The sequence below is a fragment of the Pseudomonas sp. TWR2-1-1 genome (assembly GCF_049897045.1).
Lineage (GTDB): Bacteria > Pseudomonadota > Gammaproteobacteria > Pseudomonadales > Pseudomonadaceae > Aquipseudomonas > Aquipseudomonas versuta.
In genome coordinates this window covers 491,299-516,607 of sequence record NZ_JAFCVM010000001.1, presented here as the reverse complement: position 1 = coordinate 516,607, position 25,309 = coordinate 491,299, and the positions used below count along the sequence as shown (strand labels likewise).

24 protein-coding genes and 1 pseudogene are annotated in these 25,309 nt (G+C 58.1%); 3 read left to right on the top strand and 22 right to left on the bottom strand.

The annotated features are described in order from the left end of the window. Positions 1–143 precede the first annotated feature (143 nt). From guaA to ACP7BO_RS02475, 4 genes and pseudogenes are all read right to left on the bottom strand, one after another. Positions 144–1,721, bottom strand: coding sequence for a glutamine-hydrolyzing GMP synthase (gene guaA, locus ACP7BO_RS02490; RefSeq protein ID WP_060690843.1), 1,578 nt, complete (start codon positions 1,719–1,721; stop codon positions 144–146). A 104-nt stretch (positions 1,722–1,825) separates the two neighbouring features. Continuing rightward, positions 1,826–3,295, bottom strand: a complete 1,470-nt coding sequence (guaB, locus tag ACP7BO_RS02485) for an IMP dehydrogenase (RefSeq protein ID WP_060690842.1) — start codon at positions 3,293–3,295, stop codon at positions 1,826–1,828. 241 nt (positions 3,296–3,536) lie between these two features. Next, positions 3,537–4,085 carry a hypothetical protein gene (locus ACP7BO_RS02480; RefSeq protein WP_060690841.1) on the bottom strand — a complete coding sequence of 183 codons (549 nt, stop codon included), beginning with the start codon at positions 4,083–4,085 and terminating at the stop codon, positions 3,537–3,539. Positions 4,086–4,271: 186 nt separating this feature from the next. Next, positions 4,272–4,370: pseudogene (locus tag ACP7BO_RS02475) on the bottom strand (sulfite exporter TauE/SafE family protein); the annotation flags it as partial. Between the two features lie 118 nt (positions 4,371–4,488). On the opposite strand from ACP7BO_RS02475, the gene xseA reads away from it, so the two are divergent. The 3 genes from xseA to leuA all read left to right on the top strand — a co-directional run bounded on the left by xseA (position 4,489) and on the right by leuA (position 8,720). Next, complete coding sequence (gene xseA / locus ACP7BO_RS02470) at positions 4,489–5,868, top strand: exodeoxyribonuclease VII large subunit (protein ID WP_397455832.1); 1,380 nt, start codon at positions 4,489–4,491, stop codon at positions 5,866–5,868. A gap of 3 nt (positions 5,869–5,871) precedes the next feature. After that, complete coding sequence (locus tag ACP7BO_RS02465) at positions 5,872–6,696, top strand: peptidoglycan DD-metalloendopeptidase family protein (RefSeq protein ID WP_426208451.1); 825 nt, start codon at positions 5,872–5,874, stop codon at positions 6,694–6,696. Between the two features lie 344 nt (positions 6,697–7,040). Further along, positions 7,041–8,720, top strand: a complete 1,680-nt coding sequence (gene leuA / locus ACP7BO_RS02460; protein ID WP_397455830.1) for a 2-isopropylmalate synthase — start codon at positions 7,041–7,043, stop codon at positions 8,718–8,720. 122 nt (positions 8,721–8,842) lie between these two features. Here the strand turns inward: leuA and ACP7BO_RS02455 are convergent, their stop codons facing one another. From ACP7BO_RS02455 to ACP7BO_RS02370, 18 genes are all read right to left on the bottom strand, one after another. Beyond that, a complete protein-coding gene (locus tag ACP7BO_RS02455) occupies positions 8,843–9,634 on the bottom strand; it encodes an amidohydrolase (RefSeq protein ID WP_426208449.1) in 792 nt (263 codons plus the stop codon). Next, positions 9,622–10,770 (bottom strand): pyridoxal phosphate-dependent aminotransferase, encoded by a 1,149-nt coding sequence (locus tag ACP7BO_RS02450; protein ID WP_426208447.1) that lies wholly within the window; start codon positions 10,768–10,770, stop codon positions 9,622–9,624. Before ACP7BO_RS02450 ends, ACP7BO_RS02455 begins: the two co-directional genes overlap by 13 nt. Before the next feature lie 122 nt (positions 10,771–10,892). Beyond that, entirely contained in the window at positions 10,893–12,362 is a 1,470-nt protein-coding gene (gene der / locus ACP7BO_RS02445; RefSeq protein ID WP_003443342.1) for a ribosome biogenesis GTPase Der, read from the bottom strand. Between the two features lie 138 nt (positions 12,363–12,500). Then, positions 12,501–13,652: an outer membrane protein assembly factor BamB gene (gene bamB / locus ACP7BO_RS02440; protein WP_060690833.1), complete on the bottom strand. Its 1,152-nt coding sequence runs from the start codon at positions 13,650–13,652 to the stop codon at positions 12,501–12,503. After that, complete coding sequence (locus ACP7BO_RS02435) at positions 13,645–14,286, bottom strand: tetratricopeptide repeat protein (protein WP_426208444.1); 642 nt, start codon at positions 14,284–14,286, stop codon at positions 13,645–13,647. Before ACP7BO_RS02435 ends, bamB begins: the two co-directional genes overlap by 8 nt. A 40-nt stretch (positions 14,287–14,326) precedes the next feature. Continuing rightward, a complete protein-coding gene (gene hisS / locus ACP7BO_RS02430) occupies positions 14,327–15,616 on the bottom strand; it encodes a histidine--tRNA ligase (protein WP_060690831.1) in 1,290 nt (429 codons plus the stop codon). 22 nt (positions 15,617–15,638) lie between these two features. Then, a complete protein-coding gene (gene ispG / locus ACP7BO_RS02425) occupies positions 15,639–16,748 on the bottom strand; it encodes a flavodoxin-dependent (E)-4-hydroxy-3-methylbut-2-enyl-diphosphate synthase (protein WP_003443351.1) in 1,110 nt (369 codons plus the stop codon). A 3-nt stretch (positions 16,749–16,751) separates the two neighbouring features. Beyond that, a complete protein-coding gene (locus ACP7BO_RS02420; RefSeq protein ID WP_426208441.1) occupies positions 16,752–17,723 on the bottom strand; it encodes a RodZ domain-containing protein in 972 nt (323 codons plus the stop codon). Then, positions 17,723–18,481: a type IV pilus biogenesis/stability protein PilW gene (gene pilW / locus ACP7BO_RS02415; RefSeq protein ID WP_426208439.1), complete on the bottom strand. Its 759-nt coding sequence runs from the start codon at positions 18,479–18,481 to the stop codon at positions 17,723–17,725. The genes ACP7BO_RS02420 and pilW overlap by 1 nt, the downstream gene beginning before the upstream one ends. A 12-nt stretch (positions 18,482–18,493) precedes the next feature. Continuing rightward, a complete protein-coding gene (gene rlmN / locus ACP7BO_RS02410) occupies positions 18,494–19,642 on the bottom strand; it encodes a 23S rRNA (adenine(2503)-C(2))-methyltransferase RlmN (RefSeq protein ID WP_060690828.1) in 1,149 nt (382 codons plus the stop codon). Between the two features lie 28 nt (positions 19,643–19,670). Then, positions 19,671–20,096 (bottom strand): nucleoside-diphosphate kinase, encoded by a 426-nt coding sequence (gene ndk, locus ACP7BO_RS02405; RefSeq protein WP_003443361.1) that lies wholly within the window; start codon positions 20,094–20,096, stop codon positions 19,671–19,673. Positions 20,097–20,190: 94 nt separating this feature from the next. Next, complete coding sequence (gene iscX, locus ACP7BO_RS02400) at positions 20,191–20,391, bottom strand: Fe-S cluster assembly protein IscX (RefSeq protein ID WP_048385877.1); 201 nt, start codon at positions 20,389–20,391, stop codon at positions 20,191–20,193. Between the two features lie 12 nt (positions 20,392–20,403). Next, on the bottom strand, positions 20,404–20,745 hold the full coding sequence (fdx, locus tag ACP7BO_RS02395) for an ISC system 2Fe-2S type ferredoxin (RefSeq protein ID WP_397455827.1): 342 nt from the start codon (positions 20,743–20,745) through the stop codon (positions 20,404–20,406). A gap of 3 nt (positions 20,746–20,748) precedes the next feature. Further along, positions 20,749–22,611: a Fe-S protein assembly chaperone HscA gene (gene hscA, locus ACP7BO_RS02390; RefSeq protein WP_003443367.1), complete on the bottom strand. Its 1,863-nt coding sequence runs from the start codon at positions 22,609–22,611 to the stop codon at positions 20,749–20,751. A 51-nt stretch (positions 22,612–22,662) separates the two neighbouring features. Further along, positions 22,663–23,184, bottom strand: coding sequence for a co-chaperone HscB (gene hscB, locus ACP7BO_RS02385; RefSeq protein WP_060690825.1), 522 nt, complete (start codon positions 23,182–23,184; stop codon positions 22,663–22,665). Between the two features lie 8 nt (positions 23,185–23,192). Then, a complete protein-coding gene (gene iscA, locus ACP7BO_RS02380; RefSeq protein WP_003443371.1) occupies positions 23,193–23,516 on the bottom strand; it encodes an iron-sulfur cluster assembly protein IscA in 324 nt (107 codons plus the stop codon). 67 nt (positions 23,517–23,583) lie between these two features. After that, a complete protein-coding gene (gene iscU, locus ACP7BO_RS02375) occupies positions 23,584–23,970 on the bottom strand; it encodes a Fe-S cluster assembly scaffold IscU (RefSeq protein ID WP_003443374.1) in 387 nt (128 codons plus the stop codon). Positions 23,971–24,066: 96 nt separating this feature from the next. Then, entirely contained in the window at positions 24,067–25,281 is a 1,215-nt protein-coding gene (locus tag ACP7BO_RS02370) for an IscS subfamily cysteine desulfurase (RefSeq protein WP_060690824.1), read from the bottom strand. Positions 25,282–25,309: the final 28 nt, after the last annotated feature.

Sequence of the window (25,309 nt, the reverse complement as noted above, 5' to 3'; positions counted from 1 at the left end):
AGGGCCGCATCCTGCTTCTGCAGGAGCGAGCTGTTGAAAAGCTCGCGCCTACAGGTTGGGGGGCGTGATGCACAAATAAAAAAAGGCGGCCAACACCAGGTGTTGACCGCCTTTTTTAAATCAGACCGGTTGCCCGGCCAGACTTATTCCCACTCAATCGTTGCTGGCGGCTTGCTCGACACGTCGTAAGTAACGCGGGAGATGCCTTCGATCTCATTGATGATGCGACCGCTGACGGTTTCAAGCAGCTCGTAAGGCAGGTGTGCCCAACGCGCGGTCATGAAGTCGATGGTTTCAACGGCACGCAGGGCCACAACCCAGGCGTAACGACGACCATCACCTACCACGCCAACCGATTTCACCGGCTGGAACACCACGAATGCCTGGCTGACCTTGTGATACCAGTCGGCCTTGCGCAGCTCTTCGATGAAGATGTGGTCAGCACGACGCAGGATGTCGGCGTATTCCTTCTTCACTTCACCCAGGATGCGCACGCCCAGGCCCGGGCCCGGGAACGGGTGACGGTAGACCATGTCGTACGGCAGGCCGAGTTCCAGACCCAGACGGCGGACTTCGTCCTTGAACAGTTCGCGCAGAGGCTCGACCAGTTTGAGGTTCATCTCGTCCGGCAGGCCGCCCACGTTGTGGTGCGACTTGATGACGTGAGCCTTGCCGCTTTTGGCGCCAGCCGACTCGATCACGTCCGGGTAGATGGTGCCCTGGGCCAGGTACTTGATGTTGTCCAGCTTGCAGGATTCGGCATCGAATACGTCGATGAAGGTACGGCCGATGATCTTGCGCTTTTTCTCTGGATCGCTTTCGCCGGCCAGGTTGTTCAGGAACTGGTCCGCCGCGTTGGCGCGGATCACTTTAACGCCCATGTTCTCGGCGAACATGGCCATGACCTGCTCGCCTTCGTGCAGGCGCAACAAGCCGTTGTCCACGAACACGCACGTCAGCTGGTCGCCGATCGCTTTATGCAGCAATGCTGCAACCACCGAGGAGTCAACGCCGCCGGACAAGCCGAGCAAAACGTTGTCGGTGCCGACCTGGGCGCGGATGTTGGCGATTGCGTCTTCAGCGATTTTCGACGGCGTCCACAAGGCTTCGCAGCCGCAGATGTCGAGGATAAAACGCGACAGGATGCGGCCGCCTTGCTTGGTGTGGGTCACTTCCGGGTGGAACTGGACGCCGTAGTAACCGCGGGCATCGTTGAACATGCCGGCAATCGGGCAGCTCGGGGTGCTGGCCAGAATGCTGAAGTCGGACGGCATTCTGGTGACCTTGTCACCGTGGCTCATCCATACATCCAGACCGAACAGGCCGTCTGCGTCGATGTGGTCTTCGATACCGTCAAGCAGGCGGCTTTTGCCGACTACGTCTACGCGGGCATAACCGAATTCGCGCAGTTCGGAACCTTCAACCTTGCCGCCCAGTTGCTCGGCCATGGTCTGCATGCCGTAGCAGATACCGAAAACCGGTACGCCCAGGTCAAACACGGCTTGTGGCGCGCGCGGGCTATCGGCTTCGTGCACGGATTCCGGGCCACCGGCAAGGATGATGCCTTTAGGTGCGAATTCGCGGATCGCTGCGTCATCCATGTCGAACGGGTGCAGTTCGCAGTAAACGCCGATTTCGCGAACGCGACGGGCGATCAGCTGGGTGTACTGGGAACCGAAGTCCAGAATCAGGATGCGGTGAGCGTGAATGTCGAGGGCCATGACAAAATCTCGATTAATTTCAGAAACAACTCGGGGCTGAATCAAACAGCCCCGGTGACTTAATTCGTATCGCACCCGGGTTTTGGCCCCGGGCGCGACCACTATCAACTTACGCGATAGTTTGGCGCTTCCTTGGTGATCTGCACGTCGTGGACGTGGGATTCAGCCATACCGGCGCCGGTGATACGTACAAACTCGGGTTTGGTGCGCATTTGTTCGATGTCGGCACAGCCGGTGTAACCCATCGAAGAACGCAGACCGCCCATCAGTTGGTGCACGATTGCGGTCAAAGAACCTTTGTACGCAACGCGACCTTCAATACCTTCCGGCACCAGCTTCTCGGCACCCGCAGAGGAGTCCTGGAAGTAGCGGTCGGAGGAACCCTGGGATTGCGACATCGCACCCAGCGAACCCATGCCGCGGTAAGCCTTGTACGAACGGCCCTGGTACAGCTCGATTTCGCCCGGTGCTTCTTCGGTACCGGCAAACATCGAACCCATCATCACGCACGATGCACCGGCCACGATGGCTTTGGACAGGTCACCCGAGAAACGGATGCCGCCATCGGCGATCAACGGTACACCGGTGCCTTCAAGGGCAGCGGCAACATTGGCAATGGCACTGATTTGCGGAACACCGACACCGGCAACGATGCGGGTGGTGCAGATCGAGCCTGGGCCGATACCGACCTTGACCGCGTCGGCACCGGCTTCGGCCAGGGCCAGCGCAGCAGCGCCGGTGGCGATGTTGCCGCCAATCACCTGAACTTCAGGGAAGTTCTGCTTGACCCAGCGAACGCGATCGATCACGCCTTTGGAGTGACCGTGTGCGGTGTCGACAACCACTACGTCAACGCCTGCAGCCACGAGGGCGGCAACACGGTCGGCGGTGTCTTTGCCGGTACCCACTGCAGCGCCTACGCGCAGACGACCCTGGTCGTCCTTGCTGGCCAGCGGGTAAGCCTTGGCTTTCTCGATGTCGTTGACGGTCATCATGCCTTTGAGGGCAAATTTGTCGTCGACGATCAGTACGCGTTCGATGCGGTGCTTGTGCAACAGTTCGCGGGCTTCGTTCTTGTCGGCGCCTTCCTTAACCGTGACCAGACGCTCTTTAGGCGTCATCACTTCACGAACGGTGGCTTCCAGACGGTTTTCGAAACGCACGTCACGGGACGTCACGATGCCAACCAGGTCGCCACGGTGCAGTACAGGAACGCCGGAGATGTTGTGCAGGCGGGTCAGTTCGAACAATTCACGAACAGTGGCGTCAGCTTCGATAGTGATGGGCTCTTTAACCACACCGGCTTCGTAGCGCTTTACCTTGCGCACTTCGTGAGCTTGTTGCTCGATGGTCATGTTCTTGTGGATGATGCCGATACCGCCTTCCTGAGCCATGGCGATTGCCAGACGGGCTTCAGTCACGGTGTCCATTGCAGCGGAAACCAGAGGAATATTCAGTTCAATGCCACGGGTCAAACGAGTCTTAAGGCTGACTTCGTTCGGGAGAACCTCGGAATAACCGGGGACGAGAAGGATGTCATCGAATGTGAGTGCTTCTTGGCTGATACGCAGCATCGCTGGGGCTCCCGAGCGGGAAAATGGAAGCGCGCCATTGTACTCAAAACACCTGCATCTCTCAACGGAAACCTTTAGAGAGTTTTGCGCTAAAGGCCATGATTTATTGACTCTGAGGGCAGATTCTCGCTGATATTGCGGCCTTGATTCCTGTGGGGGCTGGCTTGCCAGCGATTCCGGCGACCCCGCGTGCCTGGGCCAGCGCAATGATGGCATCGCTGGCGAGCCAGCTCCCACAGGTTCAGAGCTCGACTTTGACCCACGCCACCGGCTGGTCGAGCCAGTCGGCAAACTCGTCAAGGAAGCTCTGTTTGAAGCCCGCCTCGGCCCAGTTGTTGAAAATGAAACCCAGGTTGGAGAATGCACACGGCTGCAAAAACAGAAAACCGTTGATGTCATCTTCATGGGCGCACAGGGGGCAAATGAAGTTGTCGGTACGGCCCGGCATCCACTCTTCCAGGCTGTCGAACAGGGCCTCACCCACTTCCTTGCGACACTCGGCACAGCCGGCCTCTTCAAGAAAACCCTTGGCCGGGGTGTATATGCAGCGCTTGGTGATGATCTCCAGACCATTGACCGGCTGACCGAATGGCAGCGCTTCAGGATGCAGCACCACGCTGGCTGCGCCCGGAGCGATGGCGTAGGCCATGCGGCTGCCGCCACGCCCGCAGGTGGTCAGCTCTTGCTCAATGATGTTCTTGCGCACCAGCCAGCGCACGATGGCCCGGGCCCGGGGTTCGTGAACCGGCAAGGTGGAGATTTTAGGAACGATGATGCTTTGCGAATTCATGGGTACGGCACATGTGTGTGAGGGAGGATAACCCGCCTCCTCGTGTAGGAGCGAGCTTGCTCGCGAGCTCTGCGTTATGTTGAAAGGCTCGCGAGCACGCTCGCTCCTACAGAGGTGAGGGCGCAGCTTAAAGCCTCACTGTGCGAGGTCAAGCACTCAGATAACGCGCTATCGGCGCAGCACCCACTATGTCGCCAGCCGGACAAAGGGCACGCGGGGCAATTGGCGACCGATCCATAACCCCAGCGCCATGGCCGGTAACAGACAAGCGGCAAGCAACAGCGGCGCACCACCGAGCTGCATCTTCAGGTACAGCGTGTAGAGATGGCGTTGTTCTTTTTTTAGGGGCGCGAGCTTAACCAGACAGGTGCAGCGATCACATTCCGCCCTTATGATGGCGCGCATGATTAAAGATCCTTTTGCACGACTCAACCTCGATCGAGAAGTCCTGACTGTCAGCCAGCTCAATGGCCGGGCGCGGGTCTTGCTCGAAGACGTGTTCAGCAATATCTGGGTAGAGGGCGAAATCTCCAACCTCGCCCGCCCCGCCTCCGGCCACATTTACTTCACCCTCAAGGACAGCGGCGCCCAGGTGCGCTGCGCACTGTTCCGCAATAACGCGGCACGGGTGCGCCAGGCACTCAAGGATGGCCTGGCGGTAAAAGTACGCGGCAAGGTCTCGCTGTTTGAAGGCCGCGGCGACTACCAGCTGATCCTGGATACCGTTGAACCGGCCGGCGATGGCGCGCTGCGGCTGGCCTTCGATGCCTTGAAAGAGAAACTCAGCGCCGAAGGCCTGTTCAGTGCCGAGCGCAAGGTACCCTTACCGGCTCATCCGCAGCGGATCGGGATCATCAGTTCGCCTACCGGGGCGGTGATTCGCGACATCATCAGTGTATTCCGCCGCCGTGCACCGCAAGTTGAGCTGACGCTGATCCCCACTGCCGTGCAAGGGCGCGAAGCCACAGCGCAAATTGTGCGGGCACTCAAGCTTGCCGATGCGCGGGGTTTCGACGCACTGATCCTGGCCCGTGGCGGCGGTTCGCTGGAAGACCTGTGGTGCTTCAACGAAGAAGCCGTAGCCCGCGCCGTGGATGCCTGCGTGACGCCTATTGTCAGTGCGGTCGGTCATGAAACCGATGTTTCGATCAGTGACTTTGTGGCCGATGTACGCGCACCAACCCCCTCGGCGGCTGCGGAGTTGCTGGCCCCGGACTCCAGCGACCTGCAACGGCGTGTCGAAAGCCTGCATCGACGCCTGGTAATGCGCATCCGCGACCGATTGATGCGTGACCGCCTGCGCCTGGACGGTCTGGCCCGCCGCCTGCGCCACCCGGGTGAGCGGCTGCGCCAGCAGGCTCAGCGTCTGGACGACCTGGACATGCGCATGCGGCGCGCCTTTGAGCGCAGCCTCAATACCCGCCGCGAACGCCTGATCCGGCTCGAAACACGTCTGGCTGCACAACATCCAGGACGGCAACTGGCCATGTTGCGCCAGCGTCTGGACAGCCTGGCCGAGCGCTTGCCACGGGCCATGCGTGAAGGCCTGAAAAGCCGTCGACTGCAACTGCAAAGCCAAATGCAGACCCTGCATGTGGTCAGCCCGCTGGCCACCCTGGGCCGGGGTTACAGCATCTTGCTGGATGAGCGTGGCAACGCCATTCGCAGCGCCGGACAAACCCGTACCGGCCAGCGCCTGAAGGCCAGGCTGGGCGAAGGCGAACTGCATGTACGCGTAGAAGACAACCACCTCACGCCTGTCACCCTTTCATTACTGGATTGATCAATGCCGCGTTTTCTCTCTGCCCTGTTACTGCTGTGTCTGACCCTCAACGCACATGCAGCTGACAGCTACATCACCCGTTTGCTGAACAAGCCGGTCCCTGGCGGTGTCGCCGTGATTGAGCTGGGTACCGGTGCCCAGGCCCCCAAGGCCAGCTATCAGGGCAAGCCGGTGCTGGTGGTCAAGGAGCAAGACACATGGCGGGCGATTGTCGGTATTCCGCTGACCGTAAAGCCCGGGCGCCAGCAGATCAGCTCCGGAGGACGCGACCTGAACTTTACGGTCGGCAGCAAGAAATACCCTGAGCAGCGCATCACCCTGAAGAACAAGCGCCAGGTCAATCCGAACCCGGCTGACATCAAGCGTATCGACAACGAACTGGCGGTGCAGATCAAGGCGTATCGCACGTTCAGCCCCACTACACCGAGCAACCTGTTGCTGGATAAACCGGTGAACGGGCCGCTGTCGAGCAAGTTTGGCGTACGTCGCTTCTTCAACGGCGAAGAGCGTAACCCCCATGCCGGGCTGGATTTCGCGGTACCCGCCGGGACACCGATCAAGACGCCGGCAGCTGGCAAGGTCATTCTGATCGGCAATTATTTCTTCAACGGCAACACGGTGTTTGTCGATCATGGCCAGGGGTTTATTAGCATGTTTTGCCACATGTCGAAGATCGATACCAAGGTTGGTCAGCAATTGGCCCGGGGTGATGTGGTCGGTAAAGTCGGCTCGACCGGTCGCGCTACGGGCCCGCATATGCACTGGAATGTCAGCCTTAACGATGCACGGGTTGACCCGGCGATTTTTATTGGCGCCTTCCAACCTTGAGCGAGTCCTTACCGGGATGATTGGCAGCAGCACCAGACGCTTAACAGCCGTCATGCAGCGCAATAATAATCACCACTACCACTAAAGCCCGCAATTAACGCTCGAATATCCATGATATTCGAGCATTTCTCTCAATGTTTTTTCGCCGCTTGCCATCCTTCAACCCAATGGTTAGGGTTGAAGCCATGAAAACCTCTCACACCCTCATTCTGCTCCGCCAGCACCGCAGCCTTTGCCTCGTCAGCGCACGACTGCAAAGCTAATCGCAGTGCCTCGCCCTTGTGCTTTGTATTTCTTCGGCTGGCCGCCTCCTGATAGTCGGCAAGCAAAATAAGGATTGCCTGATGACCATGCTCAAAGACCCGTCTTCCAAATACCGCGCCTTCCCGGTCATTGATTTACCTGACCGTACCTGGCCATCGAAAACCATCACCAGCGCGCCGATCTGGTGCAGCTCGGACCTTCGCGACGGCAACCAGTCGCTGATCGAGCCGATGGATGCGGTAAAGAAGCTGCGCTTCTGGAAGACCCTGGTCAGCGTTGGCGTTAAAGAGATTGAGGCTTCGTTCCCGGCGGCATCCCAGACTGACTTCGACTTCGTGCGCACCTTGATCGAAGACGGTCATATCCCGGACGACACCACCATTCAGGTGTTGACCCAGGGCCGTGAAGATTTGATTGCCCGCACGTTTGAATCCCTGCGCGGGGCGAAAAAGGCCATCGTTCACCTGTACAACGCGACCTGCCCGGCTTTCCGCCGCATCGTGTTCAACCAGGACAAGGAGGGGATCAAAGAAATCGCCGTCAGCGCTGCCAAACTGTTCGTCAAATATGCCGCTCAGCAGCCTGAAACCCACTGGACGTTCGAGTACTCGCCCGAGACCTTCAGTGCCACCGAACTGGAGTTCGCCAAGGAAGTCTGTGACGCCGTGATCGAGGTCTGGAACCCGACGCCCGAGCACAAGATGATCCTCAACTTGCCAGCCACCGTTGAGTGCGCAACGCCAAACATTTATGCCGACCAGATCGAATGGTTCGGTCGTCATATCAATCGCCGTGACAGCGTGCTGATCAGCTTGCACACCCATAACGACCGTGGCACTGGCGTTGCCGCCACCGAGCTGGGCCTGATGGCCGGGGCCGATCGCGTCGAAGGCTGCCTGTTCGGTAACGGCGAGCGCACCGGTAACGTCGATCTGGTAACCGTGGCCCTGAACATGTACACCCAGGGTCTGAACCCGGAACTGGACTTCTCGGACATCGATGGCGTGCGCAAGGTCGTCGAAGAGTGCAACCAGATCCCGGTTCACCCGCGTCATCCGTATGTGGGCGACCTGGTTCACACCGCGTTCTCCGGCTCGCACCAGGACGCAATTCGCAAAGGCTTCGCTCAGCAAAAGCCGGATGCCTTGTGGGAAGTGCCGTACTTGCCGATCGACCCGGCCGACATTGGCCGCAGCTATGAAGCGGTGATCCGGGTCAACAGCCAGTCCGGCAAAGGCGGCATTGCCTACTTGCTGGAGCAGGAGTACGGCATCAGCCTGCCGCGCCGGATGCAAATCGAGTTCAGCCAGGTGGTTCAGCGTGAAACCGACCGTCTTGGCCTTGAGATGACCGCCCAGCAGATCCACAGCTTGTTGCACAGCGAGTATCTGCAGGCCAACACGCCTTACGCACTGGTCAGCCATCGCCTGCAGGAAGAGAACGGCCATAGCGCAGTAGAAGTTGAAGTGTCTGCCAAAGGCGCTGGCGAGACCAATCTGCGCTGGAGCGGAAAAGGCAACGGCGCACTGGAAGCGCTGGTGGCGGGTCTGCCCGTGCAAGCCGAAATCATGGACTATAACGAGCACGCCATCGGTGCAGGCACCAACGCCAAGGCTGCGGCCTATATCGAGCTGCGGGTCAATGGTGAGCGCGCAGTGCACGGTGTGGGCATCGATGAAAACATCACCACCGCCAGCTTCAAGGCCCTGTTCAGCGCCCTGAACCGTTCGCTGAGTGAAGCACAAGCCAAGGCCGCGTAAGCGCCGGCCTGAAACGCAAAAGCCCCCAAGGTGAAGGCCTTGGGGGCTTTTTTGTGCCGGATACTCAGCCCTCTGCAGGAGCGAGCTTTTCAATGCGCAGAGCTCGCTCCTGCAGATACCGTTTAGTGCAGGTCGAACGTGTCCGCATCCAGGTTGGCCGGGAAGCGTTCGCGGTACGCCGCCAGTTCACCCGCAGTCAGGCATACCTGGAACACACCGTCTGCTTCGCCAGCACTGAGCAGCGGTTCGCCCTGGAAGTCGAAGACATGGCTGTCGCCGGTATAAACCATGCCTTTATCGTCCGTACCCACCCGGTTAACCGCAGCCACGTAGCAGAGGTTCTCGATGGCACGCGCCGGCAGCAAGCGGTTCCAGTGCAAACGACGCGCGCCCGGCCAATTGGCGGTGTACAGCAGCAGGTCGGTATCGTGCGGGTCGTAACTCCACGCCGGGAAACGCAGGTCATAGCAAATCAGCGGGCGAACGCGCCAGCCCTTCACTTCGAACTGAACCTGACGCTCGCCCGGCGTGAAATGCTCATGCTCGCCGGCCATACGGAACAGGTGGCGTTTGTCGTAGTGCAGCACCTCGCCATCCGGACGCGCCCACAGCAGTCGATTGCGATGGCTGCCGTCGGCGGCCTGGACAATCACGCTGCCAGTCACCACGGCATTGAGTTTTTTGGCCTGAGCCTGCAACCACTTGCTGGTGGGACCGTGCTCGGGTTCCGCCAGGGCTTCGGACTGCATGCTGAATCCGGTGGTGAACATCTCGGGCAAGACCACCAGGTCTGCCCCCCTGGCCTGTTCGAGCAGCTCGTCAAAGTGTGCAAAATTGGCTTCGCGGTCGTGCCAGACCAGTGTGGTCTGCACCAGGGCAACGGTTAAATCGGGTAAACCAGTTAGATCACGCATAGTTTTTCTGCTGCATCACGCAGCGTCTCCTCGCGTTTGGCGAAACACAGGCGGACCAGCCGCTGCCCTTCGGGCGGGGACTGGTAGAACACCGAAACCGGAATCGTCGCCACGCCGTGTTCGCGGGTCAGCCATACGGCCATGTCGACGTCATTGAGGTCCGGACGAATATGGGAATAGTCCACCAACTGGAAATAAGTGCCGGCCACCGGCTTGAAGGTAAAGCGCGACGGGCTCAGCAAATCACAAAACAGGTCGCGCTTGGCCTGATAAAACGCCGGCAGTTCTTCAACATGCTCAGGATGGGTCTCCATGAAGTCGGCCAATGCATACTGCAAAGGCGTAACACCACAAAAGCTGACGTACTGGTGAACCTTGCGCAGCTCTGCCGTCAGGGCCGCAGGGGCCACCACATAGCCGGTTTTCCAGCCCGTGACGTGATACGTCTTGCCGAAAGAGCTGACAACAAAGGCACGATGGTACAACTCGGGATGGGACAAAACACTGACATGGGGCATGCCATCGAACACCAGGTGTTCATAAACCTCATCGCTGATGATGTAGATGTCGCGGTCCGCAATCAGCCCAGCCAGCGTGTCCAGCTCGGCGCGGCTGATCAGGGCGCCGCTCGGGTTGTGCGGGCTGTTGAGGATGATCATTCGGGTGCGGGGCGTCAGTGCCTCTTCGAGCTTTTGCCAATCGATCGAAAAATCATCCAGCCCCAGCTGCACGTGAACACAACGCCCACCGGCCAGCTCGACCGATGGCTCGTAGCTGTCGTAGCACGGGTCGAACACAATGACTTCATCACCGGCGTGAATCACTGCCTGAATCGCGCAAAAAATGGCCTGGGTGGCGCCGGGGGTGATGGTGACCTCGGTATCGGCATCGACGTTCACCCCATAACTACGGGCAATTTTCGCCGCTACCTGCACCCGCAGGGCTGGCAAGCCGGTCATGGGCGAGTATTGATTGTGGCCACTGGCGATGTGATGTCCGACGGCATCGCGCAAGGCTTGCGGGCCATCGAAGTCAGGGAAACCCTGAGACAAGTTGAGCGCGCCGGTTTCAGTGGCGAGCTGCGACATGCGCGTGAAAATAGTGGTGCCGACATTCGGCAACTTGCTGGTAATCATGGCCGTTCCCTGTGATGTCCCCGGCTCTGACTACGGCACAGGACCTACCGAGGATAGCCCAAACGCCAGACACGAAAAAGGGCCGATCAAGGCCCTTTTTCGTTGCTGCGAGAGGTTGCGTATCAACGCTTGTCTTTGCGCTTCTTCTCGGCTTTCTTGTGGTGCGACATCATGCGGCGCTTCTTGTTGACCTGACGGTCGGTCAGCGAGTTCTTGTTGGCTTCGTACGGGTTCTCGCCACCTTTGAACTCGATGCGGATCGGTGTACCGACCAGCTTCAAGACACGACGGTAGGTGTTTTCGAGATAACGGACGTAAGACTTTGGAACCTTCTCGACCTGGTTACCGTGGATCACGATGATCGGCGGGTTGGCACCACCCAGGTGGGCATAGCGCAACTTGATCCGGCGGTTGTTGACCATCGGTGGTGCGTGCTCGCCTACCGCGTCTTCCAGGATCTGGGTCAGACGGTTGGTCGGCCAGCGGGTAACCGCTGACTTGAAGGAGTTTTGCACCGACTGGTACAAGTTCCCTACGCCCGTGCCGTGCAGAGCCGAGATGAAGTGGATGTCGGCGAAGTCGACAAAGAACAACCGACGGGTCAACTCGACCTTGACGAACTCGCGCTCGCTCGGGGTCATGCCGTCCCACTTGTTGATCGCGATGACCAGAGCCCGACCGGCCTCCAGCGCAAAGCCCAGCAGGTTGAGGTCATGGTCTACCACGCCTTCGCGGGCATCCATGACAAAGATCACCACGTTGGCGTCCTTGATGGCCTGCAAGGTTTTGACCACGGAGAATTTTTCTACTTCTTCGTGGATCTTGCCGCGCTTGCGCACACCCGCGGTGTCGATCAGCGTGTACTTCTCGTCGTTACGCTCAAACGGGATGTAGATACTGTCGCGCGTGGTGCCCGGCTCGTCATAAACGATGACCCGGTCTTCGCCCAGCATGCGGTTGACCAGCGTTGACTTACCAACGTTAGGACGACCGATGATGGCGATCTTGATGCCGTCTTTTTCACTCGGGCCCGGGATGCGCTTGGCTTCCTGACCTTCAAGAACGACTTCGGCTTCGCCTTCTTCTTCCTCTTCCGGATCTTTCGGGAAATCGCTCAGGGCGATTTCCAGCATCTGGGTGATACCACGGCCATGGGCACCGGCGATCGGAATCGCATGACCCATACCCAAGGGGGCAAATTCTGCACGTGCCAATTCAGGATCGATGTTGTCGACCTTGTTGGCGACAACGTACGAGCGCTTGTTACGTTTGCGAAGGTGTTCGCCAATCATCTGGTCAGCGGCTGTGAAACCCGCTTTTGCATCTACCAGGAACAGAACGACGTCAGCTTCTTCGATAGCCAGCAGCGACTGCTCGGCCATCTTTTCGTCCATACCATGCTCGTCACCGGAGATACCGCCGGTGTCGACCAGAATGTAGGAACGCCCTTGCCACTTGGCCTCACCGTATTGGCGATCACGGGTCAGACCGGACAAGTCGCCGACGATGGCGTCGCGAGTCCTGGTCAGGCGGTTGAACAAGGTGGACTTGCCGACGTTAGGTCGGCCCACCAGGGCGATTACGGGAACCATGCGGCTCTCCACTTCGTTATTTCAGAAAATACAAAAGCCGCTGCAAGGCAGCGGCCAGAGTTCGGAACAGCACAAATGTGCCGCAAGCCTTGCCAGGGCAAGGCTGCCTGAGACCCTAGAGCCTCAAGCATAGACGCCTTAGCGAATGGTCAGGGCTTCCAGTTTGCCGCTGTTACCAAACACGTAAATCATGTCACCGACCACCAGCGGACGCGCCCGAAGACCATCACTGTCTATGCGAGTACGGCCCACGAAACGACCATCGACCTGGCTTAGCAGATGCAGATAGCCTTCCATGTCACCGACTGCCACATAGCTGGAGAAGACTTCCGGAGCCGACAATTGACGGCGTGCCAGAGCATCGTTGCTCCATAGTGAGGTGGTCGAACGTTCATCGATGCCTTCAACAGTACCGGACGCCAGACTGACGTAGACGTTGCCAAAACCTTGGGCGACACCTGCGTAGCTGGAAGCATCACGCTGCCAGAGCACGCGACCGGTATCCATCTCCAGCGCGGCCATGCGGCCCTGGTAGCTGGCGACATACAGCGTGCCACCGGAGAGCAGCAGGCCACCGTCAATATCGACGATACGCTCAAGCTCCGAGCGGCCTTGCGGAATGGCAACACGTTGCTCCCACACCGGCACGCCGTTTCGAGTATCGAGGGCAACGACTTTACCGGTCGAAAGACCAGCAATTGCCAGGTGGTTGGTCACCAGCGGTGCACCGGTACCACGCAAGGTCAGAACACCTGGCGTGCTGTCGTAAATCCAGCGCTGGTCACCGGTTGAAGCATCCAGACCTACCAGATGGTCGTCCTGGGTTTGAACCACGACGATGTCACCATTGGTCTGTGGTGGAGCAAGCACTTCGCTGTTAACACGAGAGCGCCATTTTTCTTCACCCGTGCTGGCGTCCAGGGCTACGACGTCACCTTGCAGGGTGCCGAGCATCACCAGGCCATAGCCAACACCAACGGCGCCAGAAACAGGCAGTTCGAGATCTTTTTTCCACTGAACGTCGCCGTTCATGCGGTCCAAGGACATCACTACACCGGTCACGTCAGCCGCGTAGATGTTATTACCTTCAACAGCCGGAACCAGCATGTTGTAGGTTTTGCCCTGACCGTCACCGATCGAGCGATCCCACTGCTTTTGCAAAACGACTTCTTCTTTGAAGTCAGTCAGCTCGGCTGGCGGAAGTTCTTTTTTGCTGTTGCTGCTGCAACCCGCGGCCAAAATGACCAGAGCCAGCAATGCCGCATGTTTCCAACGCATCACTTCACGCATCTCCTTTGGCCAGGTCGTCCAGCTTGATTTGCAGGCCACCGACAGCGGCTTCGTCAGAGAGCGCTGCCTTGGCTTTTTCGTAGGCGGCACGTGCGTCGTCAGCACGACCCTGCTGTACCAGCAAGTCGCCCTTCAACTCTTCACGGCTGGCCAGGAATGCCTTGTCCGAATCGCCTTCGAGCAACTTCAGGGCATCATCAACCTTGCCCTGTGCTGCCAGAACCTGAGCCAGACGCTGACGCGCCACTTCACCCAGGGTCGGGTTTGCCGGCTTGTCGGCAATGGCTTTCAACTCGGTGGCGGCGTCATCAAGCTTACCGTTGTCCACAGCAACCTTGGCCACAAAAAGACCGCCAAATTGTGCGTAGGCCGTACCTGCGTACTCGCCTTTCAACTTGTTAGCCAGATCCGCCACACGGGCCACATCGGGCTGACCGTCAGGCGTGAGGGTGGTTTCCAGCAATTGCTGATACAGAGCCGACGCCCCTTGCGACTGGCCGCTCTGATATTTGTGCCAGGCCTGCCAGCCGAACACCACCACCAGCGCCAGCAAGCCGCCAGTGACCAGGGGTTTGCCGTTACGCTGCCACCAGTCTTTCAACTCGCCCAGCTGATCATCATCGTTACTCGACACCCCAACACTCCTTATTCGCTAATTCGGCTGATTTACAGCTTCAACCCTGCACGATGCAGGTGGCCAAGTGCTCGGAAAGAGCATCCCAGGCAATCGTTTGTTGTTCGCCCTGGCCACGCAGGGGTTTGACGCCTACTACTTGCTGGGCCAATTCGTCGTCACCCAGGATCAGCGCAAACAGCGCACCGCTCTTGTCGGCCTTCTTGAACTGACTTTTGAAGCTGCCAGCGCCGGCATTGATCTGCAAGCGCAGGTTTGGCAGTTGATCACGAACACGTTCGCTCAATGTCAGGGCAGCCAGTTCAGCAGCCTCGCCGAAAGCACACAGGTAAACATCAACCTGACGCGCGATTTCTTCCGGTACTTGCTCAAGGGTTTCGAGCAGCAGGATCAGGCGCTCGATGCCCATTGCAAAGCCGACACCCGAAGTGGGTTTGCCACCCATTTGTTCAACCAGACCGTCATAACGACCACCGGCACATACGGTGCCCTGGGCGCCCAGTTTGTCAGTGACCCACTCAAATACGGTTTTGCTGTAGTAATCGAGCCCGCGAACCAGCTTGGGGTTGATGACGTATGGAATCCCGGCAGCATCCAGACGAGCCTTGAGGCCCTCGAAGTGCACACGGGATTCTTCATCCAGGTAATCCACCAGCTTCGGTGCATCGACCAGAACCGCCTGGGTATCAGCGTTTTTGGTATCGAGCACGCGCAGCGGGTTGGATTTCAAGCGACGCTGGCTGTCTTCGTCAAGCTCGCTCAGACGCGAGGACAGGTATTCGACCAGCGCGGCACGGTAGCGCGCGCGGGCTTCGCTGGTACCCAGGCTGTTGAGCTCAAGCTTGACCGCGTCGCGGATACCCAGCTCGCCCCACAGGCGCCAGGTGAGCACGATCAGTTCGGCGTCGATATCCGGACCATCGAGGTTGAACACTTCAACCCCGATCTGATGAAACTGCCGGTAGCGGCCTTTTTGCGGTCGCTCGTGGCGGAACATCGGGCCGATATACCACAGTTTCTGAACCTGGCCGCCGCCGGTTATGCCGTGCTCAAGCACCGCACGTACGCAGGCAGCAGTGCCTTCTGGACGCAAGGTCAGCGAATCGCCGTTGCGGTCTTCGAAGGTGTACATCTCTTTTTCGACAATATCGGTCACTTCACCGATCGAGCGCTTGAACAGCTCGGTGAACTCAACGACAGGCATGCGGATTTGCTTGTAACCGTAGTTATCCAGCAAACGCGACACCGTGCTCTCAAAGTAGCGCCACAGAGGCGTCTGCTCCGGCAGGATGTCATTCATGCCACGAATGGCTTGCAAAGACTTGCTCACAGAAAATCCTTTATTCGTTTGATTAGCCGCGCGCGATAACTGCTGCGTCAGCTTCGACCTTTTCGGCCGCCTTCTGCCGGATCAGCCTTTCGAGCTCGTCCACCAGGTTTTCATTCGTTAACTTCTGCGACGGCTTGCCGTCGATGTAAATCAGGTTCGGGGTGCCGCCGGTCAAGCCCACATGAGCTTCCTTCGCCTCGCCGGGACCGTTGACCACGCAACCGATCACCGCCACATCCAGCGGTACCAGCAAGTCTTCAAGCCGCACTTCGAGTTCGTTCATGGTTTTCACCACGTCGAAGTTCTGCCGTGAGCAGCTAGGACACGCAATAAAGTTGATACCACGCGAGCGCAGGTGCAGGGATTTGAGGATGTCGTAACCGACTTTTACCTCTTCTACCGGGTCTGCCGCCAGAGAGATGCGAATAGTATCGCCAATCCCTTCGGCGAGCAGCATACCTAGGCCCACCGCAGATTTCACTGTGCCTGAACGCAAACCGCCGGCTTCAGTGATACCCAAATGCAGTGGCTGGACGATTTCCTTGGCCAGCAAGCGATACGCTTCAACCGCCATGAACACGTCCGAGGCCTTTACGCTGACCTTGAAGTCCCTGAAATTCAGGCGCTCAAGGTGTTCAACGTGACGCAGTGCCGACTCAACCAGAGCGGCAGGCGTAGGCTCGCCGTATTTCTTTTGCAGGTCTTTTTCCAGAGAACCGGCGTTGACGCCGATACGGATCGGAATACCACGGTCACGCGCAGCATCAACCACTGCACGCACACGGTCTTCGCGACCGATATTGCCCGGGTTGATCCGCAGGCAATCCACACCCAGTTCCGCTACGCGCAAGGCGATCCGGTAATCGAAGTGGATGTCGGCAACCAGGGGCACCTTGACCAGTTGCTTGATGCGGCCAAAGGCTTCGGCTGCGTCCATGTCCGGCACGGAAATGCGCACGATATCGACGCCAGCGGCTTCCAGTCGGTTAATTTGGGCAACAGTGGCAGCCACATCATTGGTGTCGCTGTTGGTCATGCTCTGTACGGCAATAGGGGCATCGCCACCTACTGGCACCGAGCCAACCCAGATTTTTCGCGATTCGCGACGTTTGATTGGTGATTCGCCGTGCATGACTTATTGACCTAACTTCAGGCGAGCAGTCTCGCCACTGGTGAAAGGAGCCACATCCACAGGCTGACCGTTGTAGGTCACCTGCGCGCCACGGGCATAACCCAGACGCAGGGTCAGTGGAGGCTTGCCGCTCAGTTCAAGATTCTCGCCCTTGCGCTTCAGGCCACCAAACAGCACTTTACCCGTGCCGTCGGTGACTTGAGTCCAGCAGTCAGCGGTAAATTGCAGAGCGACCTTGCCAGCACCCGCAACAGGTGCTGTGGCCGCGGGTGCTGCAGGCGCAGCAGCCGGCGTTGCCGGGGTTGCTGTCGGGGCAACAGCTGCCTGGGCAACCGGCGCCGGCGCAGCGCCGGACGTCAAGGGTGCAACCGGCAACACCGGCGCAGCCGTTGTGTCTTGCTCTGGAGCTGCCTCAGCGGCCACAGGTGCCTCGCCTTCAACCTTGGCCTCTGCTACAGCCTGATCTTCCGGCTCGTCGAGCGGGTGGATGCGGGTGGTACCGTCTGCGCCTTCAACTTCGACGTGTTCCGGGTTCAGACCGATCAGGTCCTTGGCGCGCATGGACGTCTGGTCCTGCCACCAGATGAAACCGCCGCCGATTACGGCGATCAGCAACAGCAAGCTGACAATACGCAAGATGGTATGCGAAACCCGCACGGGTTCTTCTATACGGCCAAGGCTGTGCACATTACTGCCGTTGGCATCAGTCCCGGTGTACAGGTCAAACTCATGGACCAGACTGGTCTGGTCCATGCCAAGCAATTTGGCATAGGCACGGATGTAACCACGCGCAAACGTATGGCCTGGCAGCTTGTCGAACGCCCCGGTCTCAAGGTTGCTCAAGGAACTGGCCGTGAGATTGAGTTTCAAGGCGACTTCAGCCAACGTCCATCCATTGTTTTCACGGGCCTGACGCAGGGTCTCACCGGGATTGACACGAGTCGCTGCTAGAACTTCGGGTTGCGCCGCTTTCATCATTGCTCCGACAGGTATTGCTGATATTCCGGCGTGCCGGGATAGAGTCGTTTTAGTTGCTGGCCATAATTGGCTGTTGGGGTGCGGTCGTCGAATACATTCGCCAGTCGCGCACCGAGCAATAGACTACGTGCATTTTGCCCGCTAAGCAGGCTAAAACGATCGTAAAAGTCACGTGCGGGCACATAATGCCTGTCTTCGTAAGACAACTCAGCCATTTCGAGCAGTGCGCGAGGCTGCTGACGGTTCAGGCGCAAGGCTTTTTCGAGCTGCTGGCGACCTGCATCCCGCAGGCCCAGCTTGAGCGAGGCGACACCCAGGTTCTCGTAGATCCGCGAACGCTCAGGGTAAAGGTTGTCGGCCAGTGCTTTGCTGAACTGGTCAGAGGCTTCCTGATAGCGCTGCTGGCCGAAAAGCAGACTGCCATAGTTGTTCAGGATGCGGGCATCGTTCGGCCGCGCCCGCAGTGCTGTGCGAAAGGCCTGTTCGGCCAGCTCAAACTCCATTTCAGACTGAAACACCAATGCCAGTGCGGCATTGGTGTCCGGGTCGTTTCTGTCGAGTTCGAGGGCTTTACTCAGGGGAATCCGGGCCTGCTCGGTCATCCCCTGCTGAAGATAACCAAGGCCCAATTGAACATAGGCATCCCGCGCCTCGTCACGCCCCTTGTCGGTAGCCATCGGGTTTGAGCCACCCGATGACACGCAGCCAGCCAAACAGCTGACCAGCCCGAAAGAAAGCGCGGCGCGCAGGATCATGGATGTCCTCTCTCAGGGAGCCGGCGAAGCGTTTGGCGCTACATCGCCTTCAGCGCTCTGCTCATGCCCGGCAACCCAGCGTTCGCTACGGCGGGTGCGGTCATTGACCTGACCGACCAGTTGCCCGCACGCCGCGTCGATGTCTTCACCGCGAGTGGTACGCACTGTCACGTTATAACCGGCTTGATGCAGCAGATCCTGGAAACGGCGAATGGCGTTATTGCTTGGACGCTCATAGCCCGAATGCGGGAACGGGTTAAACGGGATCAGGTTGATCTTACAAGGCGTGTCCTTGAGCAATTCGATCATTTCCACGGCATGCTCGACGTGGTCATTGATGTCTTTGAGCATGGTGTACTCAACGGTCAAGACACGCTTTTCGCCCAAGGTCGCCATGTAGCGACGGCAGGACTCGAGCAGCATTTTGAGCGGGTACTTTTTGTTGATCGGCACCAACTGGCTGCGCAATGCATCGTTGGGTGCATGCAGCGACAACGCCAGGGATACGTCGATGTGCTTGGCCAGCTCATCGATCATCGGCACTACGCCTGAGGTGGACAGTGTCACCCGGCGCTTGGAAATACCGTAGCCCAGGTCATCCATCATCAGATGCATGGCGGCAATCACGTTGTCAAAGTTCAGCAGCGGCTCACCCATGCCCATCATCACCACGTTGGTGATGGCACGGTCGGCAGTTGCCGGGACGCTACCAAAGGATTTATTGGCAATCCACACCTGGCCGATTACTTCAGCGGCGGTGAGATTGCTATTGAAACCTTGCTTGCCGGTGGAGCAGAAACTGCAGTCCAGGGCACAGCCAGCCTGGGACGAAACGCACAATGTGCCGCGCTTGCCCTGGGGTATATAAACTGTTTCGACGCAGCTGCCGGACTCGACACGAACCACCCATTTACGGGTGCCATCGGTGGAGATGTCCTCGCTGACGACTTCAGGTCCACGAACCTCAGCAATAGCCTTGAGCTTGTCGCGCAAGGCCTTGCTGACGTTAGTCATGGCGTCGAAATCATCGACGCCAAAGTGGTGAATCCACTTCATGACCTGACCGGCACGGAAACGCTTCTCCCCGATTGAGTCGAAGAATTTCTCCATTTGGGGCTGAGTCAGGCCCAGCAGGTTTGTTTTGCCAGTCGTTGCAATCATGTCTTCACCCTCACTCACAAGCCGATGCTTATCGAGTGGTTACTTCAGTAGCTGCGAAAAAGTAGGAGATTTCGCGAGCAGCTGCTGCTTCAGAATCCGAACCGTGAACAGCGTTGGCGTCGATGGATTCAGCGAAGTCAGCACGGATAGTGCCGGCAGCTGCTTCTTTAGGGTTGGTAGCGCCCATCAGCTCGCGGTTCAGAGCGATAGCGTTTTCGCCTTCCAGAACCTGAACAACAACCGGGCCGGAGATCATGAAAGCAACCAGATCGCCGAAGAAGCCACGAGCGCTGTGCTCAGCGTAGAAGCCTTCAGCTTCAGCTTTGGACAGTTGCTTCAGTTTGGAAGCTACAACCTTCAGGCCGGCTTTTTCAAAACGGGTGGTGATCTCGCCGATAACGTTTTTTGCAACAGCGTCAGGCTTGATGATGGAGAAAGTGCGTTGAACAGCCATGGTGTAACTCCAGAAACAGTGATTTAAGCGAAAAATTAAACCCGCGAATTATACGCGGGTTCTTGGGTATTTCATAATTACGTGCGTTGCAATTTTAGTCAGCTTCTTCGATCCACAAGCCCTGAATGGCTTCTAGGACCTTCTCTCCACCACGATCAGGGATGTCGTCGAAGTCAGGCAACGCCATGACCAAGTTGCGCAGCTTGACGAAATTCACCGTCAACGGATCGACATCCGGGTGAGCTTCGGCCAGCTGGATAGCGATTTCCTGCACATCAACCCATTTAAGGCTCATGACAATTCCTTATCAGTGCGGCGCTTCAGCGGCGTGGTTGAGCGAGTACTTCGGAATTTCGACTGTGATGTCTTCAGTGCCGACCCGGGCCTGACAGCTCAGACGCGAGGTAGGCTCCAGCCCCCAGGCCCTGTCGAGGTAGTCTTCTTCCAGCTCGTCAGCCTCATTGAGGGAGTTGAAGCCCTCACGAATCACACAATGACAAGTGGTACAGGCACAAACACCGCCGCACGCGCTTTCGATTTCGATGTGATTGTCGTGGGCCACTTCGAGAATGGTTTTGCCGGTCTCAGCCTCAACAACCATACCGTCCGGGCAATGCTCGGCGTGTGGCAGAAAAATGATCTGCGGCATCAGTTATTCCTCGATTTCATTCAGGTTGCGTCCCGACAGGGCGGCTTTAACCGTCAAGTCCATGCGTCGGGCTGCGAAGGCATCGGTCACTTGCGACAGACGCTTGGTCTGCTGCTCGATGGCATAACCATCGGTGCCTTTCAACAATTGGGCCAGTTCCTGCATTTGCAGCTCGATGACCATCCGCTCTTCGGCGTCCAGCAAACGATCGCCATCAACATCCAGCGCCGCCTGTACCGCCTCGATCAGACGCTGAGCATCGACCTGCTGCTCACGCAACACCCGTGCGACCTTGTCGTCACTGGCGTACTGGAATGAATCCTTGAGCATTTTGGCGATTTCGCCATCGGTCAGACCGTAAGACGGCTTGACCTGAATCGTTGCCTCCACGCCCGACCCCAACTCGCGGGCCGTGACATTGAGCAAGCCATCGGCATCGACCTGGAAGGTGACGCGGATTTTGGCAGCACCGGCCACCATCGGCGGAATACCGCGCAATTCAAAACGCGCCAGGGAGCGGCAATCGCTGATCAGCTCGCGCTCACCCTGCAGCACATGAATCATCATGGCCGTCTGGCCGTCTTTGTAAGTGGTGAAGTCTTGCGCGCGAGCCACAGGAATCGTGGTGTTGCGCGGAATGACTTTCTCCATCAGGCCGCCCATGGTCTCAAGACCGAGCGACAACGGAATCACGTCCAGCAACAACAACTCGCCACCATCACGCTTATTACCGGCCAGGGTATCGGCCTGAATCGCAGCGCCAATGGCAACCACCTGATCGGGGTCGATATCGGTCAATGGCTGACGGCCAAACATCTCGGCAACGGCTTCACGCACACGCGGCACGCGAGTCGAACCACCGACCATCACCACCGCCTGAACTTCATCAAGCTCAATGTTGGAGTCACGTACCGCCCGACGACAAGCCTTCAGACTGCGGGCAATCATCGGTTCGATAAGAGCATCGAAAGCTTCACGGGTCAGCTCTGCCTGCCAGTCGCCATAAGCAACAGACACGGATGAGGCATCGGTCAGCCCCTCTTTGGCAGCACAGGCAATTTGCAACAATTGGCGCTGAGTGCCCGGATCAAGATCTGCGGACAAACCTGCCTGCTCGACAATCCAGCTGGCAATGGCATGGTCAAAGTCATCGCCACCCAGCGCGCTGTCGCCGCCGGTCGCCAGGACTTCAAACACGCCGCCGGTCAAACGCAGGATCGAGATATCGAAGGTACCGCCACCCAGGTCATAGATGGCAACCACGCCTTCAGCGTGCTGATCAAGACCGTAAGCCACAGCGGCGGCAGTCGGCTCGTTGAGCAGGCGCAATACATTGAGCCCGGCAAGCCGCGCCGCATCCTTGGTCGCCTGGCGCTGAGCGTCATCGAAATAAGCCGGCACGGTAATCACCGCCCCCACCAGTTCGCCGCCCAAGGTTTTTTCAGCACGCTCGCGCAACACTTTCAAAATGTCGGCTGACACTTCTACCGGGCTTTTGGGGCCCTGAACGGTGTCAATGAACGGCATATGCGACTCACCGCCAACAAAGCGGTAAGGCAGCTGCTCGCCCAATTGCTTGACGTCGGACAGACCACGACCCATCAAGCGCTTGACCGACAGTACGGTATTGAAAGGATCGCTTGAGGCCGCCAGACGGGCAGATTCGCCCACCTCGATGCGATCTGCGTGATAACGCACCGCAGACGGCAGGATGACCTTGCCGTCAGCATCGGCCAGCGGCTCGGAAAGACCGCTGCGCAATGCAGCGACCAGCGAATTGGTAGTGCCCAAGTCGATCCCCACAGCCAGACGTCGCTGGTGCGGTTGAGGACTTTGGCCGGGTTCGGCGATCTGCAGTAGGGCCATCGTAATCAGGACTTATCTGTATATCAGGCGTGCAACCGTGGCGGCACTGGGTTAATCGTCGAGGCGCTCTTCTAACTGGCGCACTTCGTAAGTGAGCTTGTCGAGGAACTGCATGCGGCGCATCAGGCGCTCGGCCTGTTCGCGCTGCGCTGCATCATTCCAGCAAGCAGCGAAGCTGTCGTTCAACTGATCCTGAGCGACTTTGAGCCGACGCTTGAATGCAGCAATACCTGCCATATCGGCGCTGTCTTGCAAGTCTTCAAGCTCTTCGCGCCATTGCATCTGCTGCATCAGAAACTCGGGATCATGCACCGTCACTTCCAGCGGCATCTCACGCCCATTCATCGCAAGCAGGTAACGCGCGCGCTTGGGTGGGCTTTTGAGCGTCTGGTAGGCCTCATTGAGGCTGGCGGATTGCTCCAGCGCCAGTCGTTGCTCACGCTCGGAAGCATCAGCAAATCGATCCGGGTGCACACCACGCGCCAACTCACGGTAGCGCGTGGCCAACTGCTCTAGATCCAGCGTGAAGCCGGGCTGCAGTTCAAATAATGCGAAATGACAAGGAGTGCCCACGAGTAGCCTCAGATGTTGAAGCTTTCGCCGCAGCCACATTCACCGCGCACGTTGGGATTGTTGAACTTGAAGCCTTCGTTCAACCCTTCCTTGGTGAAATCGAGTTCGGTACCGTCGAGATAGGTCAGGCTTTTAGGATCAATGATCACTTTTTCGCCATGACTCTCAAAGACCTGGTCCTCACTGCCGACCTCATCAACGAACTCCATCACATAGGCGAGACCGGAACAGCCCGTGGTGCGAACACCCAGACGAATCCCCTCACCTTTGCCGCGCCCGTCAAGGGAACGACGAATATGCCGGGCCGCCGCTTCTGTCATGCTGATAGCCATCAGGACTCCTTACGAATCGCCAGTATCATCACCCTGCTCACGCCACTGCTCGCAGCGAGCAAACGGATCAGATCAAACCTTTCTTCTGCTTGTAATCGCGAACAGCCGCCTTGATGGCGTCTTCTGCGAGTACCGAGCAGTGAATTTTTACCGGTGGCAAGGCCAACTCTTCAGCCAGCTGAGTGTTTTTGATGGTCTCTGCTTCATCCAGAGTCTTGCCCTTCATCCACTCGGTAGCCAGGGAGCTGGAAGCGATTGCCGAACCGCAACCATAGGTCTTGAACTTGGCATCTTCAATGATGCCCTGCTCGTTGACCTTGATCTGCAAACGCATCACGTCGCCGCACGCCGGTGCGCCAACCATGCCGGTGCCGACATCCGGGTCTTCCGCGTCCATCTTGCCGACGTTGCGCGGGTTCTCGTAGTGGTCAATGACCTTTTCGCTGTAAGCCATGGTACTAATCCTCACTCATCAGAGAGTCACTCTTGAGGCGCTGTAAAAGCTGCTGTTCGCTGCGTTTACGGCGCCTGCCTGTGGCGACTTAAATTGTTAGTGCGCCGCCCATTCGATTTTCGAAATGTCGATGCCGTCTTTGTACATGTCCCACAGCGGCGACAAGGCGCGCAGCTTGGTAACAGCCTCGCAGACCTTCTGCGCGGCATAATCGATTTCTTCTTCAGTGGTAAAACGACCGAAGGTAAAGCGGATCGAGCTGTGTGCCAGTTCGTCATTGCGGCCCAGGGCGCGCAATACGTAGGACGGCTCAAGGGAAGCAGAAGTACAGGCCGAACCGGACGACACTGCCAGATCCTTGAGCGCCATGATCAGCGACTCGCCTTCAACATAGTTGAAGCTCAGGTTCAGGTTGTGCGGAACGCGGGCGGTCATGCTGCCGTTGACGTACAGCTCTTCAAGGTGTTCAACCTGCTTGAAGAAACGGTCGCTCAGGGCTTTGATGCGGATGTTCTCGGCTGCCATTTCTTCTTTGGCGATCTGGAACGCTTCGCCCATGCCCACGATCTGGTGGGTAGCCAGGGTGCCCGAACGCATGCCGCGCTCGTGACCGCCGCCGTGCATGGTGGCTTCGATGCGTACGCGTGGCTTGCGGCTTACATACAGTGCGCCGATACCTTTAGGGCCGTAAGTCTTGTGAGCCGAGAAGGACATCAGGTCGACTTTCAGTTTGGCCAGGTCGATTTCAACCTTGCCAGTGGACTGGGCCGCATCGACATGGAACAACACGCCGCGCGAGCGAGTCAGCTCACCAATGGCAGCGATGTCGTTGATGGTGCCGATTTCGTTGTTCACGTGCATGATCGAAACCAGAATGGTGTCATCACGCATGGCCGCTTCAACCATGGCTGGCGTCACCAGACCGTCGGTACCCGGCTCGATATACGTCACTTCAAAGCCTTCACGCTCCAGCTGACGCATGGTGTCGAGGACGGCCTTGTGTTCAATCTTGTCGGTGATCAGGTGCTTGCCTTTGGTGGCATAGAAATGCGCAGCACCCTTGATCGCCAGGTTGTTGGCCTCGGTCGCGCCGGAGGTCCAGACAATTTCACGCGGGTCGGCGTTAACCAGATCAGCAACCTGACGACGGCCATTCTCAACCGCTTCTTCAGCCTTCCAGCCAAATACGTGAGAACGCGACGCCGGGTTACCGAAGTTGCCGTCAACCAGCAGGCAGTCGCTCATTTTTTGAGCAACACGCGGATCAACCGGGGTAGTGGCTGAATAATCGAGGTAAATTGGCAATTTCATGGACTATCTCCTAAATCAGGCTGGCTGG